Genomic DNA, 17,370 nt, shown 5'->3' on the forward strand with positions numbered 1-17,370 from the left:
GCGTTTAATAATTCAGTAGGCTCACCCCGATTATAATCATCATGCCACCCTACTCGTTCCACAACGGCAGCAAACCCAGCCGAGCTATTTTAATTTCCAAATCCAATCCGACGGCGACCCAAAGGAGTATTCGCCTCTTCCCGCAGTTCGGCCAGTTCTTTTTCGAAACCGCCCGACAGAATGGGGAAACGAAGCCAGGTACGGGGATCAAGGTTCCGATCGTCGATGTGGAAGCTGGGAGCATATCGTTCGCGTTTCCACTGATTCCGACTCCAGAGACGGAAGAACCGTTCCGTCCAGGCAACCAGCTCTTCCCGCGTATAGATGCCTTCGAAATCCAGTTCCAGCTTTTTCAAAACTTCCTTCGGCGGCTGTTTATCACGGAAGCCGTAGGTTTCAATCGCATTGAGCACTTCGTAGGGCATCAAATCGGCTTCATCCGTTTGCTTCCGATCTGCGGGGCGTAACTCGGCCGTGGGTTGCAGGTTGTTCATGGCATTCAGGCCTTTCACTTTCAGGGTACCCCCCAGCCCTACTTCTTCCAGCCACAGGAGCCATTTCCGAAGAAACGTTTTATCGATACCTGCCAGCGGTGAGATACTGCCCGCCGTGTCGCCATCCATGGTTGCATACCCTACGGACGCTTCCGAACGATTGGAGGTAGACAGTAACAAGCAGTTGTAAATATTAGTCAGCAACCAGGCACTCGGAGCCCGTACCCGAGCCTGTATGTTTTGCAAGGCAATGTCATCGGTATCCCAGCTCAGTTTACGATCCAGTCCCGACTCGATGAGTTCTTTGTAGGTTTCAACGAGGCCATTGATGTTGACGTCGTAGAAACGGGCGTTCAGATCCTCGGCCAGTGAGGTTGCCGAAAACTTCGTCTCTGCCGAAGAATTTTCCGTTCCCTGCCAGATGCAGTACAGCAGTTCATGCACGATTTCCTTGGTCGAAGTCGCCTGCTGAATTTTTTCAATATAGCTGAGTCGTTGTTTGAATCGTTCGATTCCAATACTTTCTATGCCCAGTTCTACCATCAGATAGACCAGAGCGGCACAGGCCGACGAGTCAGCACCCCCCGAGAGCGATACGACAAAGCCCTGCGAACGACTTTTCCGCAGGTAGTCAAACAAGGCCAGTGATACGGCCCGGGCAAATTCCTCTTCTTTTTGGTAACCTTTGGCTTCCCAGTCTTCCAATACGTACTGGTTGCGGGCCGGACGAATTTCGGGCCACTGGAAAGGTACGGAAACCGTCAATGCCTCGGCAGTTTTACTGAATACCGCCCGGTTCTGCGTTTGCTCCAGGCGACCTTTTTCCAGATCGACCGTTGCCGTGACCATGTAATGATCGGTATAGCTGAAACGCGTACCCGAAGCCAGCATCTCTCCCGACTGGGCAATCATGGCATCGCGTCGTAGATGGCCCGGCCCGCTTCGTTGCCCAACAGGTTCGAATACACGTACACGCAGCCGAAAGAGCGACTCCCATCCTGGACAAATCGTTCGCGGGTCTGGCTTTTGAAAAAGCTAAAGTGGCTGGCCGAAGGATTCAGAATAATATCTACCCCACGAGCGTATAACTCGCGACCGGGACGGTTGGCAATCCAGGCGTCTTCGCAGATTTCAAAACCGATCTTGGCTCCCGCTACTTCGAAGAGCAGATCGCCCGCCGGATAGTCAATGCCGTTGATTTTTACGTTGGTTCGATCCCCGGCTGACCACGCGTGAAACCAGCGGGTTTCGTAATGGATTCCGTTATTAGCCAGATTTTTCTTCAGTGCAAAGCCCCGAATCTGTCGATTAACGATGAAACAGGAAGCGTTGTACAGCTTATTGTTCAGCATTAAAGGCAAACCTACGGAGACGGCCAGATCGGAAGTATACGGAACAATCTCCTGCAACTGACTCAGGGCCGTTTCCGCTACGTAAGGTGCGTAGAACATATCTTCGCAACCGTATCCACTCAAGCTTAGTTCGGGTAAACATAACAGCGTAACCTCCTGATTACGGGCTTCCTCAATACAGGAAAGAATATTTTGAAGATTGCCATTCCAGTCCAGCGGAATGGTATTCACTACGCTGCGGCTAATTTAATGAGCTTCATACCCAGTCAATTTCGATAGAAAAAACCGTTCGCACCATCCGGTACGAACGGCTAGAGAAGTAACCATTCCGTTTACTAAAAGATTACACCAGGCCGCAAATCGACCGTACTAGTTGAGAGTAGCCGCCAATTTGTCGAGTTGGTCCGAGCCAATGTAATCGAGTCCGATTTTCTGAAGGGTCTGGTAGGCCAGAGCCGTGTTCGGAGTTCCCCATACGCGGGTTTTCTGCCCATTGGCGTGAGCCTGAGCAACGAAAGCCTTCAACTTCGTTTCAACATCCGTCGAAAGCGGCGTAGCCCCATCCCAGGCCTGCGTGCTAAATTCTTTAAAATCGGCACTAATCAAGGGTACGCGTGCCTTCACATCAGCTCCATAGTTCTGAGACCGACGTCCATCGAAACTAATAATCTCATCGTAGTTTTTGAATTCTTCGGGCCGAGGCATACTACCGCTCACGACAAAGCGAACCTGTTTGAGTTCAAATTGATGCGATTTAAGCAAATGTTCCAGCAAGGGTAATGCTTCCGCATCCTTCAGATCAACCATCAATTGTAAGGGATGATGGCCCGGATACGGATAACCTTCGTGTTGCCGTACTAATTTGAGCAAGGGCGTCAGATACAGTTGCCGAAAGGTACGCTCGGGCTTGATTTCGCTGCGTTCGTGAGCAACCATCAATTCCCCGTTTTGCACGTACACGTCTGCTTCGATGGAGCCAAAGCCCAAAGCATAGGCGTTTTCGAGGGGTTTACTTTGTTCGTAATCGTTGTGCGAATGGGCGGATGGCCGATATTTGAAGTTCGTTTGGGACAGACCCGCTTGGATCGTTCCCAGCAAAAGACAGGCGGTAAATAGGCGTTTCATTGCACGGATAATTTTTTGAAGAAGAGCTTTTTCGTTCAAATATGGCTTTTAATCATTAGGTGTAAGCGGTGTTAAGGGCAAAAATTTACATGCTGGTAGTCGCATGTGATGCTCCAAGCCGATCTATCAGCTTTGCAATCCTATGATTTCCTAAGCAGTACCGTTTCATGGGTACAAAGCGTTCAGGAAAGATCTTTTAATGTATCAAAAGGATTCATTCGTTACGTATTCTTCGCTTTACTGCGGATAAATACTGCCGCTTTCCATTCCCGTAAGAATAAAAAACGCGACTCAGTACTGCTGAGTCGCGTTTTTATCTATTCGTAGCCTTTCCCTACCAGCTCTACTTCCGTACCTACGGAGCTTAGAAACTCCTGATGCGTCATGGGCTGACTGAACATGGGGAAATCCTTCGTCAGGGCGTTGTCGTGTTCCTCCTGACTTAGTGTTGCACAACAATTGGTCAGAGTCATGACGTAATAACCTTTTTCGTAGGCCGTCCGCATGGTCGATTCCACGCAGCAATTGGTGAGAAAACCCGCCAGAGCGATGTTCTGTAATCCTCGGCTTCGCAGGATAAAATCGAGGTTCGTACTGGCAAAACCACACAATCCCCGTTTGCCTTCGATGATAATATCTTCGGGATGCGGATGCAGATCCGAAATAATTTCAGCACCCCAGGTTCCTTTCTTGAAAGCTCCGGCGTCTTTCACCCCTTTCAGAATTCCGTACGGCGTCGGATTCAATTCATGGTAATCTTCCGTGAAAGAAATCGGTACGTGTACAATCTGTACACCCGCTTCCCGAGCCTGACGAACCAGTTCGATGGTATGCGGGAGCATCTGGGTCGAATCCATAACGGCCTTTACGCCGTCGTGCAAAACACCTCCTTCCGTCGTAAAATCATTCTGAAACTCAATCAGGACGAGAGCCGTCCGGTCTGCTGAAAGTTGCATGGCTGTACGAGGTTTAATTTTGAATAAATGAGCGATATTTATTACAAAAGAGCTGCTCCGAAAACGCCCGCACTATCGCCTAACACGTTTTTCACTACTAACACGTCAGGCTTAGGCGTAAAGATGTGCTTTTGAGCCCGCTGTACGCCTTCGGTATACAGCAGATCAATGTTAGAGACGCCACCCCCAATTACAATCACGTCCGGATCAAGCAAATTGGTAATGATCGACAACGCCTTACCAAACTGATTCAGCATACGTTCAACGGTAGCCGTTGCGGCCGGATCCGTACCGGCCTGATGGCGGGCCAAAATGTCAGGCATACTACGTTTTTCACCAGCTTCCTGGGTGTAAAAACGTTGAAGCGAAGGTCCTGATAATACGGTTTCGACGCAACCTACATTTCCGCAGTAGCAGGGTCCACCGGATTCATCCAGAAAGATATGCCCCCATTCACCGCCAATTCCCTGACGACCGCCCCATACTTTTCCGTTGATTACTACGCCCCCACCGACGCCCGTACCCATGATGATACCGAATACAACCTGAGCCTTCGGATGTACTTCGGGTGCAGCACCCAAAAGGGCCTCGGCTAAAGCAAAACAGTTGGCATCATTGGCAATCAGACAAGGTACGCCCAGCCGTGCTTCCAGATCTTTCTGCATGGGCTGATCATTCATTACTACGGTATTACAACCCCGCATCGTTTGCGTAACCGGATCGAGCGTACCGGGGGTAGCAAATCCGATTTTCTCCGGCCGCTCTCCCAACTCTTCAATAACCTGAGTAACCAGTTTTTCTATCTGGTTAAGAATATGTTCGTACCCCTGATCGGCTTCGGTGGGAATCCGGCGGCGAACCCGGACCTCTTTGATGTTATCGGCGTTCAATACGGCACACTCAATTTTAGTGCCTCCCAAATCTATACCCCAAAGATGATTCACTACTTGAAATGTTTAGTTAAGCAGAGGCGAATAAAAGGGCTTTTGCCCGTGTCGGCAAATTTACCAGCACTTAATCGAGTACCAGCAAAAAAAACCTCTGGCAGAATCGTTTATGCACGGTTCTGCCAGAGGGGAGTATACGAATACGCTTAAAATTCTAGTTTGCTACCACACAGTCAACGATTCTTAGTGAATCTGACTGAACGAAAAGACGGTCAACAATAAACCTAAAAAAAGAACTGCTGCAATGAGATAGTCCGTTGGACTAATGGATTTGGAGGAAACAGGTGATTTCATAATTGGGTATCGTTATTTTAAGGCTGAAGAGCTTTAGGTCACTCAAGGATTACTATTGCAAAAGTACAATTTAAAAATTTACATTTCAAAGTCGCCCGCCGCTCTGTAGGTACCGATACTAACGTAATTTTTCGCTAAAGTGTTTTCAGCTTCTTGTTATCCTATTCCGTTTTCAAGGCGTTATACCGGCAAAAATACTCATACAAGGTAACTTTACTAGTTAAAAATACTTACTTATTTCTTTGCAATGGAGCTTACGCTTTTCAAGACTTCTCCATTTATTAACAAAAAAATATTTTCAATACCTTGGTAAACAGTAGGCTTTTGCGGGTGTGCTTAAGTAAAGCTTTACGCAATTAGCTGAATGGGTAGTGAAGCGTACCGGAAAAATTTTCAGAAAGGATCGTTCCCAAAGCCTGGAAAAAAACAAAACAGACGGCACATATAGGCCGTCTGTAAATAGGTTTATTGATGCGACTTGTTCGAGGTAAAGCAGGATAAGCAATTAATATGCAATTTTAACTTATTTTTATACTAGTCATCTTGCCTTTTTTTCACTACAATTGATACGATATTGCCTTTGCCTGTCAATATGACATTTTATTCGATTGGGAATGAACTTTGCTACGTTGCTAACTGATTCACCATCATTCCAACTTATTACAAACCAATGGATACAACCACTTTTCATGAAAAGGGGAATATTTCGATTCACACGGAGAATATTTTCCCCATCATTAAGAAATTTCTGTATTCCGACCATGAGATTTTTCTTCGCGAACTAGTATCCAACGCCGTTGATGCCACGCAGAAAATCAAGCGATTAGCGTCTTTGGGCGAATATGGCGGAGAGTTAGGGGATTTGACGATTAAAGTTTCCGTCGATAAAGAGGCCAGGACCATTACCATTAGCGATAAAGGTTTGGGCATGACTGCCGACGAAATCAAAAAGTATATCAATCAGATTGCTTTTTCCGGTGCTCTGGAATTCGTAGAAAAATACAAAGATCAGGGTGTAGAGCGGGGAGCGATTATTGGTCAGTTTGGACTGGGCTTCTACTCGGCTTTTATGGTGGCCTCGCAGGTAGAAATCGTTACCAAGTCGTATCAGGATGCTCCGGCAGCCCGCTGGATTTGCGACGGTTCCACGGAATTTGAGATTTCGGCGGCTGACAAAACCGAACGTGGTACGGACATCATTCTGCACGTAGCTCCGGATTCAGAAGAATTTCTGGAACAGTATCGTCTGAATACGATTCTGGAGAAATACGGCAAATTCCTACCCATCCCCGTCGAATTCGACGGTAAGGTGATCAACGAAACCGAACCTATCTGGACGAAAAATCCGAACGACCTGACGGATGAGGACTACCTGAAGTTCTACGAAACTTTGTACCCGTTCTCGGAAAAGCCGCTGTTCTGGATTCACCTCAATGTAGATTATCCCTTCAACCTGACGGGTATTCTCTACTTCCCCAAAATCAAGAACGAACTGCAACTGAGCCGTGAGAAGATTCAGTTGTACAGCCGTCAGGTCTTCATTACGGATGAAGTGAAAGACGTCGTCCCCGATTTCCTGATGCTGCTGCACGGGGTGATCGACTCACCGGATATTCCGCTGAACGTAAGTCGTAGCTTCCTGCAGGCCGATGCGAACGTGAAGAAAATTAACGGGTACATCACCCGTAAAGTAGCGGATAAGCTGAACGAACTGTTCAAGAATGACCGTCCGGGTTACGAAGAAAAGTTCAGCGATATCGGCCTCTTCATCAAGTACGGGATGGTGTCGGACGATAAGTTTTACGACAAAGCCAAGGATTTCGTCCTGCTGCAAAGTGCGGATGAGAAGTACTATACGCTGGAAGAGTACAAAGCCAAAACCGAAGCGACGCAGAAAGATAAAGACGATTCGCTGGTATGGCTTTACACCACCGATGCTGGTAAACAGGATGCGTATATTCAAACGGCTCTGACCCGGGGCTATGATGTCCTGAAACTGGAAGGTGCGATTGACCCGCACTTCATCGGCAAGATGGAGCAGAAACTGGAGAAAACGTCCTTTAAACGCGTGGATGCCGACAGTCTGGATCGCCTAATCGACAAAGGCGTTACGGTTGAAAGCGTACTGAGTGAAGACGAGAAAACGTCCCTGAAATCCCTGTTTGAAGGCGTAGCCGGAGCGGGGTATTCAGTAGATGTACAACCGCTAAGTTCGGACGAGCTTCCGGTAGTATTAACCCAGAATGAGTTCATGCGTCGGATGAATGATATGTCTAAAATGGGCGGTCAGCCGGCCTTCTTTGGTTCGATGCCCATGACGTACAATCTGATCATCAACGCGAACCACCCGGCCATTTTACGTGTAAAAGATGCCGCGGATTCGAATCTGGCCAAGCAACTCATTGATCTGGCCCTGTTGTCACAAGGGTTATTGAGTGGCCCAAGCCTGACGGAGTTCATCAAACGGACGGTAGCAGGTGTATAGTTGATAGCTTACCAATAATAAAAAGGCCCGTTTTGAAGAGAACGGGCCTTTTTTATTTAAACGATACGCCTTTTCACAAGAGTTCATTGAGTAGCAATCAGATCTATACTGCTTTAGCTCCAGATCTAGTTTTTATTATTTATTTCAATCCTTGCAACGCCATTTTGGGGCTCTATTGCGGTTCGGGATGTACCTTGTCTTCCGGCGGCATTCATCTGCTCTTCCGTGCGTTTTACGCCATCCAGATAAAACTCCACCCGTTCTCCCGGTTTCAGGGAAACCGCTGCACTTGCCCCACGCGGACTTAGGTAATACACGACTTCATAAGGATTTTCCTCATAGCTCGTTTGCCGAACCCGCACAATGGATCGATTCGGCGAGGCGTTTGTTAAGGCTCTGTACGTATCCCTGGCATTTGTAGCAGCGATCCTGATTTTCCGGGTATCGGTCAGCTCAAAATCATCGTGTACCGTCAGTTCAATTTTGCCGTCTTTTACTTCTTTTCCTTCAAATTTGATGGTTTTACCTTTGGGCGTCAATGCCGCCGTCCGCAGTTTTTCCGGATCAATCCGCTCGAGTATGGAGGCATCATACCGTTTTCCATTGATAAAGACAATCGGATTTTTTCCCAGCTGATACCCGTCAGTAAGGGTCCGAGGCGGCAACTGTATAGGCCGTTCCTTTTTAATCTTTCGTTGCCGGGAAAGCGGTTTTCCCGGGGCAACCGGAGCCAACTTCACGGAACCCGTGGCCTGAGCAGAGGCAACCGGAAGGCTCGTCCGTTCAGATCCAACCGGGTCTGGTCTTACTTCCTGAGCAGGTATGCGTTGAGCAAATAGAACAACAGAAACAGCCATGAGTGGCAGCACGAGTACAAAGAGGATTTTTTTCATCGCAGCAGAAGAGGGAGTGAACAACATTTTGATTCGACTTTTAATGGGTTGTCGGGCAAACGTGTGCCTGAGGCTCTTTACGCCAGGTATGGCTAATTTCAATAAAAGCTGAGCGTAAGGTTTTGCACCGTAACGCGTGGCGAGTTCGGCGTCTACCTCGTACTCGTGCGTTTGTACCAGAGATTTTTTCAGCCAGTACAGGGCGGGATTAAACCACCAGACGCACCCAAGTAATTCAACGAGTAAAAGATCCAGTGAATGCAGCCGCCGATAATGCACGTACTCGTGAATTAGAACCATTTCGCGTTCCGAATCCGTAAGGTCCGCTTCATTCAGGAATACCCACCGGAAAAAAGAAGCCGTGGTTTGCTCCGTAGGTATAATCCGTAAGCAATGCCAGGTGGTCCGGGGCTTTCGCTGAATCTGATGAATAATGACGAATACTCGGGCGATTAACAGTAAACTGAGCGTACCAGCCACGCCCGCATATACGCTAAAGCCGATGAAGTTCCAGTCGATGGCCGATGTCTCCGTGTTCGGCTTAGACTCGGCTATCGGTTGGGCTCCTGGCTCTGATGGGCTGACGACGGGTGTCGTTTCCCAGATGGATTCTTCCCGTACTACTTCAGCCGGCAAGATCGGCAGCACGGGAATGAGCAAACTACACACCAGCGTTCCCAACAGGTAAAACCGCTTGAGCGTGTGAAAGGTCAGCTTGCGAAGACCGAACCAGTAGACGGCGTAGAAGCTGGATAAAATGAGCGAAGCATGCAGGAGGTAAGTCATCTTGAGGAATCAACGTAGGTGGGTTAATACTTCAGTGGAGTAGAATCGTAGCCATCCCTGGCCTGCCGGAGAACACCGGACTTTATGGACAGATGGCCAGGCAATAGAAACCCGTCGGTTTCCCTGCCTCTCCCCTGGCGAACAGGTCTTGAAACTCCTGCTCAGTTGGCAGGCGATACGTGATGGGCAGATAATGATTTTTTGAAACGTTTGTCTTCCACGTACAGTACTGCATGGCCTGATCCCAGCTTACGCCCGTAACGCCCTGGTCTTTGGAACGGCGGTTTTTCTGATACGCTTCACGCCAATCATTCGGAAATAGCGTTGCGAATTTTTGCCTGGAAAGTGAAGGGTTACGACGCATGTCCGACAGGAAGGCCTCGTAGTCTACGTAGGTGACCCGATGAATCGACCCCTGGCTTGTCTGAACCATCGTTGCAGGTGGGAACGTGCGAGGCGGAGCAAACAGGATTACTGCTCCAGCCATCAGGGGTATGAGTACCCCAAAAAGTAGTTTTTTCATAGAAATCGAGGATGGGGTAAAGAGGAAATGGATGCGATTTTTGATGGATTGCCGGGCAAAGGGAGTCGTGATACCGACCGATTGCGGTACAGCCAGTTTCAGAATTAACTGAGCGTACGCTTTGGTACTGTACTGCTGAACGACTTCGGCATCCACCTCGTATTCATGGAGCTGAGTCAGCGATTTTTGTAACCAATAGCTAACCGGATGAAACCACCAGATGCAGCGGAAGATCTCGACTACCATCACATCTATGGAATGTCCCCGACGAAAATGGCTGTACTCATGAGCCCGTACCATCTGCCTTTCCTTCGGATTCAATGCTTTATCGTTCAGAAAAACCCAGTGGAAGAAGGAAGCCGTGGCGTGTTCCGTAGAAATGAGGTGCAAGCCCCGCCAGCGTTCAACCCTGGATCGACGGATTTGTAGCCCTAGCAGGATCAGCTTCCTTAACAATCGCCCGAGCAGTACGACCACAACTGACCCATATACCCACTGCGTAAGAGCAACAAAATTCAACGGGTCATTTTTCCCGGAAACTGATGTGCTTGAACGATGAGCCGTAACTGACTTCGCTAAAACTTCCGTAGGCTCGCGTTGCTGTTTGGTCCAGTCAGCGGGTTGGAGCGGTACGAGGGGAATCAGAATGCTCAACACAAGGCTCGCCAGCAAATACGCCCGATTGAGCGTATGAAAGGTCAGTTTCTGAAGAACCAAACGATAGACAACGTAAAAAACTGCCAGTATCAGCGATGAATGCAGCAGATACATCATTGCTCGTCAATGAATTTACGTAATTCATCCAATTGCTCCGACGTGATCTGTTCTTCCCTGGCCATGAAAGAAAGTAAGCTCGTGGTAGAACCATCGAAGTAATCGCTGAGCAATTTGCGAAACCCACTTTTCCGGTAATCTTCCTTGGGAATTTTGGCGAAGTATTCGTACGTACGACCGTAGGCCTTGTACCCCAGAAAACCTTTCGATTCCAGTATTCGCACGACGGATAAGATGGTATTATAAGGTGGTTTGCCCGGCATCCGCTCTACCAAGTCTTTGATGAAGAAAGGCGTATCCAACTCCCAGATGGCCTGCATGACACGTTCTTCAGTGCGGGTAAGTTCTTCCATGGGCTTTTATTTTTTTAACTCAGTCAAAGGTTTAACTTATTTTTCAATTATACAACTGAATTTACAGTTTTATAACTAATCTTTTAATTATTAAAGTTTGGATACAAAAAATGGTCGGCCCGATAGCCGACCATTTTTTGTATCCGTTGGAAAATCTATTGTTTCGCTGCGGGTTCCCAGACGTTATCCTTACGGTTTACGTCCGGAATCATTAGACCGCTAAGGGTAATTTTCTTGATGGGTTTACCGAATTTCTTATCTACTTCAAAAGTCTTCGCTCCATCTTTCCAGTACCGGGCCGTTTCGTTGATCTCCTCGGTCGAATCATCGTTGAACAATACGATCAGCCGAATCGGTACGGGCAATGAACCTTTACGGGTTACGACAATCTTTGTCTTTCCTTTCTTGTCACTGACATCGGTCAGAGCCAGATCGGGATAGCCTTTTTCAAAGAACCAGGGCTTCCAGTACCACGACAAATCTTCTTTCAGGTAATCATTAAATGAGAAGAAGAAGTCGTACGGCATGGGGTGCTTTCCATTCCAGCGAGCCATGTACTCCTGCAGGGTCGCTTTAAATTTATCATGACCCAGCATATCCCGCAGGAAGGTATACGCCTGCGAAGGCCTCATATAGGTAGCGAACGTATACGCCGATCCGTTGAGCAGGTTGGTCGGTACCATCATGGGTTGCTCCTGCTCTTTTCCAGCAAACTGGTCAAAGTAAGCGGCGTTGGTTTGCTGCGGCATGAACTTCTTGGGCATGCCCGCGATGTCGAATTCCAGCCAGTTCGGCAGGGTTTGAGCCCAGCCTTCGTCCATCCAGGCGTACTTACGTTCGTTGATTCCCATGTAAAAGGGGAAGTACGTGTGAGCGATTTCGTGGGCCGTCACTTCGGCCGCAAAAGCCGGAGGATACGAACCATCGTTTACGAACATCGGGAATTCCATCCCACCCGACCCGTTGAATACGGTTTCATTGGGATAAGGGAAGGGTACGCCAGGCAGGTAGGTCGAGAAGTACTCCACGCACTGCTTGGCATACCGGCATACGTCGTAAAAATCTTTGCTGGAAGGGTGATATACCGCGGCAACGCCCGTCCGACGGCCCGTTTTTGGATCGGCTACGGCACTGGCTGCATCCCAGAGATAGGTATCCGAAGCGGCGAATACGAAGTCAGGTACGTGCTCGGCCTTGAAGTGGTAGGTGTGCGTGCCCGTTTTGGCCAGGGTAATTCCACCTTTTTCGCGATCCGTGGACGAAACGATTTTCACGACTTCGCTGGATGTACGCGAGTTTTTGTACCGATTCAGATATTCCGTAGCAAGAATCTTATCCGGATTTTGCCACTCCCCCGTTGCCCAAACCAGGTGACTGGCCGGAACCGTGATGTTGACATCATAGGTATTAAAGTCGTTGTAGAATTCCTTCTGACCCGTATAATCCTGGCGATCCCAGCCATCGATGTCGTCGTAAACGGCGATCTGCGGATACCAGTAGGCCACCATGTACGAAGTATTGAAATAGATTCCTTCGCGGATGTGCGTTTTGGCGGGAATCAGATAATTCCACTTCACATCCAGAGTAAGTTTTTCACCAGGAGCCAGACCTCCCCGAACGCTCACGAACATATTGGTACCGTTCCGCTGAATTTTGGCTTCCGTACCATTGATGCTGATGCTTTCTACATCAACGCCGCTTTCATTAATATCCGAAGGGTCGATTTCACGTTCATCGCGGTTGGCGTCTTTCTTAAAAATGTCCGGATACAGCCGAACCACGAGATTTTGCAGACGGGTCGTACTGTTGTTGGTATAAACAACCTGTTCCGTACCGCTCAGTCGACGCGTCGCCGGATTCAGGTCTACCTGAATTTTATAGTCTGAATGATTTTGCCAGTATTTCGCACCCGGCTTGCCATCCGTGCTCCGCGTGCCGTTTTCGTAGGCTTTCTGAATTTCCAGGGGTACGGGCAGGTTCTGCACTTCCTGGCTCAAAGCAGCAAAAGAGGTCAGGAAGGCCGCCGCCAGCAAACCAGATTTTTTACTCGTGAGAAACATGATGAAGGAATGATTTAATGTGAAAATCTGGTCTAATGTACGGAAGAGTTTTCAGTTTACCGTTGGGGGTTTTGAGTTTTGGGTTTGGTGTTGAAACCTCATTCGCACCCCGCATTTCATGCAGAGCTATTCTTAATGAATCCCTCCGGAGTTGGAATCTACGGTAAAAGAGGCGGCTGGTATTCCCCGCATTGCATACGAGGCTATGGATATTGAACCCCTCCGGGGTTGAGATACAGGCTTGAAATGGAAATGAGCAATTTCGCCAAACAAAAACGGCCTGATCAGGGATCAGGCCGTTTTCCGAAACTTGTTCACTAAAACTTAAATGAGATACTACCCGTAACGCTTCTCGGACGCTGGGGATTCATGGTGGTATATCCCGTCCAGTATTGCTGATTAGTCAGGTTATCCACTTTGAAACCTAAGCGGAATTTAGAGTACTCGTAGAAAGCCGTGGCGTTCAGTACCGTATAAGCAGGCAGGATGAATTCACCCATCGCCACACTGTTTACGATTTTATTATCACTGGCGTAATTGCCACCGAAACCAAATCCAAGACCCTGAGCGGCTCCTTTGGAAATTTTATAGCTCAACCAGAGGTTAGCCGAGTAAGGTGACATGGCCGTGGCCGGACGACGACCTTCCACATCGCTGGCTGATTTCGTATACTTTGAATCATTGTAAGCAAAACCAGCGACTACGTTCAATCCCTGGAAAGGATTCGCAATCAGTTCCGCTTCCAGTCCCTGACTGCGTTGTGTACCATCCTGGATAGAGAAATTAGGCGTAGTGGGGTTAGGCCGCACCAGGTTTTCAACCGTAATGTAGTAGTAACTCAGGGTACCGTTCAGTCGACCGCCAAACGCATCGAGTTTAATTCCTCCTTCGGCCTGACTGGCGTATTCAGGTTTAAATGATTTTCCTTCAAAATCGGTACCCGTTTTGTTCGCGAATCCACTTTGATAGTTCGCAAAAACGGAGAAGCGATCCTTGAAAGGCTGATAGACCAAGCCAAACTTGGGCGACAGGGCCGTTTGTTCGTAGGCACCGTTGTACGTTCCCGTCGATTGATCAAAATCTCCTTTGTTGTTAAAGTGATCAACCCGCAGAGCCAGCATCACCATCAGTCGATCCGTAATATTCACAACGTCAGAAGCATAGGCACTATAGGTCTGCGTGATGTATCGATACGGGAATTCTGAATAATTCTTGCGGGCATACAAAGCCTCCAGCCTGGTTTTATTGAACTGGCTGTACTGGGGAATCGTACCGTTTTTACGCGTTGTATCAAACTCGGTATAATAGAAGAGCTGGTTGGAGTTCTGGGTGAAATAATCCAGACCACCCACAAAGCGGTTTCTGACGTTACCGATTCTGAAATCGCCAATGAAATTCTGCTGAATTTCCGCTACCTGTGCGACGCTATTGGCCGTTGACTGATCCGCCCGAACCAGATAATCGGCACCCTGAAGCGTAGGATTATTCAAGGCTACGGCATTTGGCAGCACGTAGTAATAAGGGTTATGCCCGTTAGAGAAACTACGCGTACTGGTGAAGAACGTCTGAGAAGTCCATTGATCCGAAAGTTTGTAATTCATCTGAGCGAAGAAATTACTGTTTCGGGACGTTTGCGTCAAATCGTTGCTGGAGTAAGACCGATTGTAATCAATTCCTAACTGATCAGCCCGCGAAGCACCTAACTGAGATACGGGGAAATAGAAGAAGATGAAGGGCTTCGACGTACCCTCGCCGCTGGAAATCTCGGCGTCGAACGTAAATGATAGTCGATCATTCACCTGATACGACAGACTCGGAGCTACGACGATGTTGCGGGAAAAACCATTATCCTGAAACGATCCCTCGTAATTATAAGCGGTATTGAGACGGAAAAGTACTTTCTTGTCCGCATCGAGTGGCGTATTAACGTCCGCACTGATCCGGTTGAAGCGATAACTACCCGTGGAATACGTAATCTCACCGCCAAACTTGTCATACGGTTTTTTAGTAACCCGATTGATCAATCCGCCGTACGAAGTGAGCGTACTCCCAAAAAGCGTAGCAGAAGGACCTTTGATTACTTCAATGCTCTCCAGGTTGGCAGCATCAATGCGAGAAGTGATATTTCCGGCTACGCCGTTTCGCAGTTGGCTTTGTACCACAAATCCACGCAGGTTGTAATACGATCCGCCATCCCCTCCGCGGCCCGTAGCATCCCACATTTTCTGTAAACCCGGAGCATTTCTGGTGGCATCATCGACTGAAAACACCAATTGTTCAGCCAGCAATTCCTTGGAAATCGTGGAATACACCTGCGGGTTTTCCATTTTGCTCAACGGTAACTTAGCTACAAAGTCGCTTTCGCGTTTCGCAAATCGGTTGGCGTTACCTGAAACCACTACTTCCTTTAGCTGATTCAGCGTTTCGCGTAACGTAAACGAAGCCGTGGTCGTTTGATTTTCAGAAACCTGTACCTCGGCTTCCTGTGTTTGAAGTCCAATAAAACTGGCTACTAAGGTATACGTACCCACTTTTACTTTTTGAAGCGTATACTGACCATTTTCGTCCGTTACGGCTCCAACCTGGCGGCCTTTCAGTTTAATAGCAACGTTTTCAACGGGTTTGCCATCGGCAGTCAGCACCTGACCCGTAATCCGACCCGTCTGGGCAAATCCGTAAAAACCAAGAAGAAGAAAAAAGAACGTGTATAGCGATCTCACAGATATGATTTGTTTGGGAGAAAAAACTCGCCACAAATCTATAGCTATTTAGATTAATTAAAAACAAGGACAGCCATTAATTTTATTGTCATTTTTTAATGAAGCCTTTCCCCTGCTTGACCAGTGAATCGATCAGGCCGTTGATTTCGGGTGAAATGCGTAAACCCACCACCATCGAAGTAAAAACAACCGTTGTTACAATGCCCCGCAGCACCATATTCACAATCCGGGTGCCAACTGTAGTTCCAAAATCAGGAATGGCCAGGGTGATTAAGTACGCCACAAGTCCAATTCCGATGGCTCCGAGGGTTTGCTGCGTAAAGGGCAGAATCTTAAATTTCCAGTATACAAATCCGGCCCGTAAGGCACTGTAAAACAAAATCGTGATCGTAGTCGCCATCGCTGATCCGTCGATTCCGTACTTCGGCACCAGCCATTGGTTGGTGAGAATCGTCAGTACGCCCAGCACCAGTACAAAGGCCGTTGATACGCGGTAGTACTGCGAATATCCCATGATTTCACCACTCATGCCACCCGCCATATCCAGCAGTCGGGTCATCAGAAACAGAAAAACGACGTTTGTCCCCTGAGCGAAAACGGCTCCCTTGGGCATGATTCCGAACAGATCATCTAGGTTCGTCCAGATGCCCACGAACAGAAACATCCCCGCCAGTAGCTGGTGCAGAGCCACTTTCTGGTGCATGTTTTCGGTGGTTACGTAATCCTGCTGCCGAATGGACTGGGCCACCAATGGGATGGCAATTTGCGTAAGGGCTTTTTTGGGAATCTCGATGAGCGAGGCGATTAGTACGGCAATGGCAAATACCCCGGCGTAGTCCTGCCCCAGGTAATGGCTGATCATAGCCTGATCGATGTAATTACAAATCGTCGTTCCGATGGCTCCCAGGGCCGCAATCGAGCCAAACCGCATCATTTCACTCAGTACGGGGCGTACCAGATCCCAGGAGATACGGTGGAGATAAAGTTTGCCCATCAGCCGCAGGTACACCAGTAGTCCCAGACTAATCAGTCCGTACGACCAGACGTACAAACGAATAAAGACCTCAAAATCAATCACTTTAAAACCGTACAGCAGGATCACCACCATATTGGCCAGCTTCAGTCCTACTTCCCGGAACAAAGCCGGAACCGCAATCCGTTGCAAATTGCGGCAGTACGCTTCCAGGATGCCCTGCAATAGATTAAAGCCCGTCAACCAGATCAGTAGCTGATAATAGCGAACCAGCTCCGGCGACTTTTCCTGAAAAAAATGGATAAACCAGCGGTGACCGCCCAGGTATACGACTACAAAGAGCAGGAAATACACCGCGGCATACCCGAGCAAAAAGGTCAGGAACCCGTGGTGTTTCTCTTCATCGTTACGAAATCGACTGAAATAGCGGTCCGCAATGGAAGGACCACCGAAGGTAAAAATGGCGTAAAACAACAGACTGAACGTAAGCAGCGAACGCGTAAGGCCCAGCTGACTTTCGCTCAGAAAATGCGTAGCGACAAAAAGCTGATTGACCGTTCCAACGGCCACACCGGCATACGTAACGGCACTAGCTTTCAGGCTTTGACGAATGACAATTCCCAAGGGTTTGTAAT

The 17,370-nt window shown here is 48.3% G+C and carries 12 protein-coding genes; 1 reads left to right on the plus strand and 11 read right to left on the minus strand.

The annotated features are described in order from the left end of the window. Window positions 1–89 precede the first annotated feature (89 nt). From nadE to BWI93_RS05995, 5 genes are all read right to left on the minus strand, one after another. Window positions 90–1,406, minus strand: coding sequence for an NAD(+) synthase (nadE, locus tag BWI93_RS05975; protein ID WP_369679104.1), 1,317 nt, complete (start codon window positions 1,404–1,406; stop codon window positions 90–92). Next, window positions 1,403–2,077, minus strand: a complete 675-nt coding sequence (locus tag BWI93_RS29435; RefSeq protein WP_369679105.1) for a nitrilase-related carbon-nitrogen hydrolase — start codon at window positions 2,075–2,077, stop codon at window positions 1,403–1,405. The genes nadE and BWI93_RS29435 overlap by 4 nt, the downstream gene beginning before the upstream one ends. 138 nt (window positions 2,078–2,215) lie before the next feature. Next, window positions 2,216–2,971, minus strand: coding sequence for a hypothetical protein (locus BWI93_RS05980; RefSeq protein WP_141217369.1), 756 nt, complete (start codon window positions 2,969–2,971; stop codon window positions 2,216–2,218). A 317-nt stretch (window positions 2,972–3,288) separates the two neighbouring features. Beyond that, window positions 3,289–3,927 carry a cysteine hydrolase gene (locus BWI93_RS05990; RefSeq protein ID WP_094809235.1) on the minus strand — a complete coding sequence of 213 codons (639 nt, stop codon included), beginning with the start codon at window positions 3,925–3,927 and terminating at the stop codon, window positions 3,289–3,291. A 41-nt stretch (window positions 3,928–3,968) separates the two neighbouring features. Continuing rightward, window positions 3,969–4,871, minus strand: coding sequence for an ROK family protein (locus tag BWI93_RS05995; RefSeq protein WP_094809236.1), 903 nt, complete (start codon window positions 4,869–4,871; stop codon window positions 3,969–3,971). A gap of 967 nt (window positions 4,872–5,838) precedes the next feature. Here BWI93_RS05995 and htpG point away from each other — a divergent pair. Next, entirely contained in the window at window positions 5,839–7,653 is a 1,815-nt protein-coding gene (htpG, locus tag BWI93_RS06000) for a molecular chaperone HtpG (protein ID WP_094809237.1), read from the plus strand. Between the two features lie 125 nt (window positions 7,654–7,778). Here the strand turns inward: htpG and BWI93_RS06005 are convergent, their stop codons facing one another. The 6 genes from BWI93_RS06005 to BWI93_RS06030 form a co-directional block, all read right to left on the minus strand. Further along, window positions 7,779–9,332: a M56 family metallopeptidase gene (locus tag BWI93_RS06005; protein ID WP_094809238.1), complete on the minus strand. Its 1,554-nt coding sequence runs from the start codon at window positions 9,330–9,332 to the stop codon at window positions 7,779–7,781. An 82-nt stretch (window positions 9,333–9,414) separates the two neighbouring features. Next, window positions 9,415–10,572, minus strand: coding sequence for a M56 family metallopeptidase (locus tag BWI93_RS06010; protein WP_176454145.1), 1,158 nt, complete (start codon window positions 10,570–10,572; stop codon window positions 9,415–9,417). A 53-nt stretch (window positions 10,573–10,625) separates the two neighbouring features. Then, a complete protein-coding gene (locus BWI93_RS06015; protein WP_094809240.1) occupies window positions 10,626–10,982 on the minus strand; it encodes a BlaI/MecI/CopY family transcriptional regulator in 357 nt (118 codons plus the stop codon). A gap of 155 nt (window positions 10,983–11,137) precedes the next feature. Next, entirely contained in the window at window positions 11,138–13,042 is a 1,905-nt protein-coding gene (locus tag BWI93_RS06020; protein ID WP_094809241.1) for a M1 family metallopeptidase, read from the minus strand. 317 nt (window positions 13,043–13,359) lie between these two features. Continuing rightward, window positions 13,360–15,762, minus strand: coding sequence for a TonB-dependent receptor (locus BWI93_RS06025; protein WP_217902236.1), 2,403 nt, complete (start codon window positions 15,760–15,762; stop codon window positions 13,360–13,362). A gap of 88 nt (window positions 15,763–15,850) precedes the next feature. Then, window positions 15,851–17,359: an oligosaccharide flippase family protein gene (locus BWI93_RS06030; RefSeq protein ID WP_094809242.1), complete on the minus strand. Its 1,509-nt coding sequence runs from the start codon at window positions 17,357–17,359 to the stop codon at window positions 15,851–15,853. Window positions 17,360–17,370 lie beyond the last annotated feature (11 nt).

The sequence above is a fragment of the Siphonobacter sp. BAB-5385 genome (assembly GCF_002261125.1).
Classification (GTDB): Bacteria; Bacteroidota; Bacteroidia; order Cytophagales; family Spirosomataceae; genus Siphonobacter.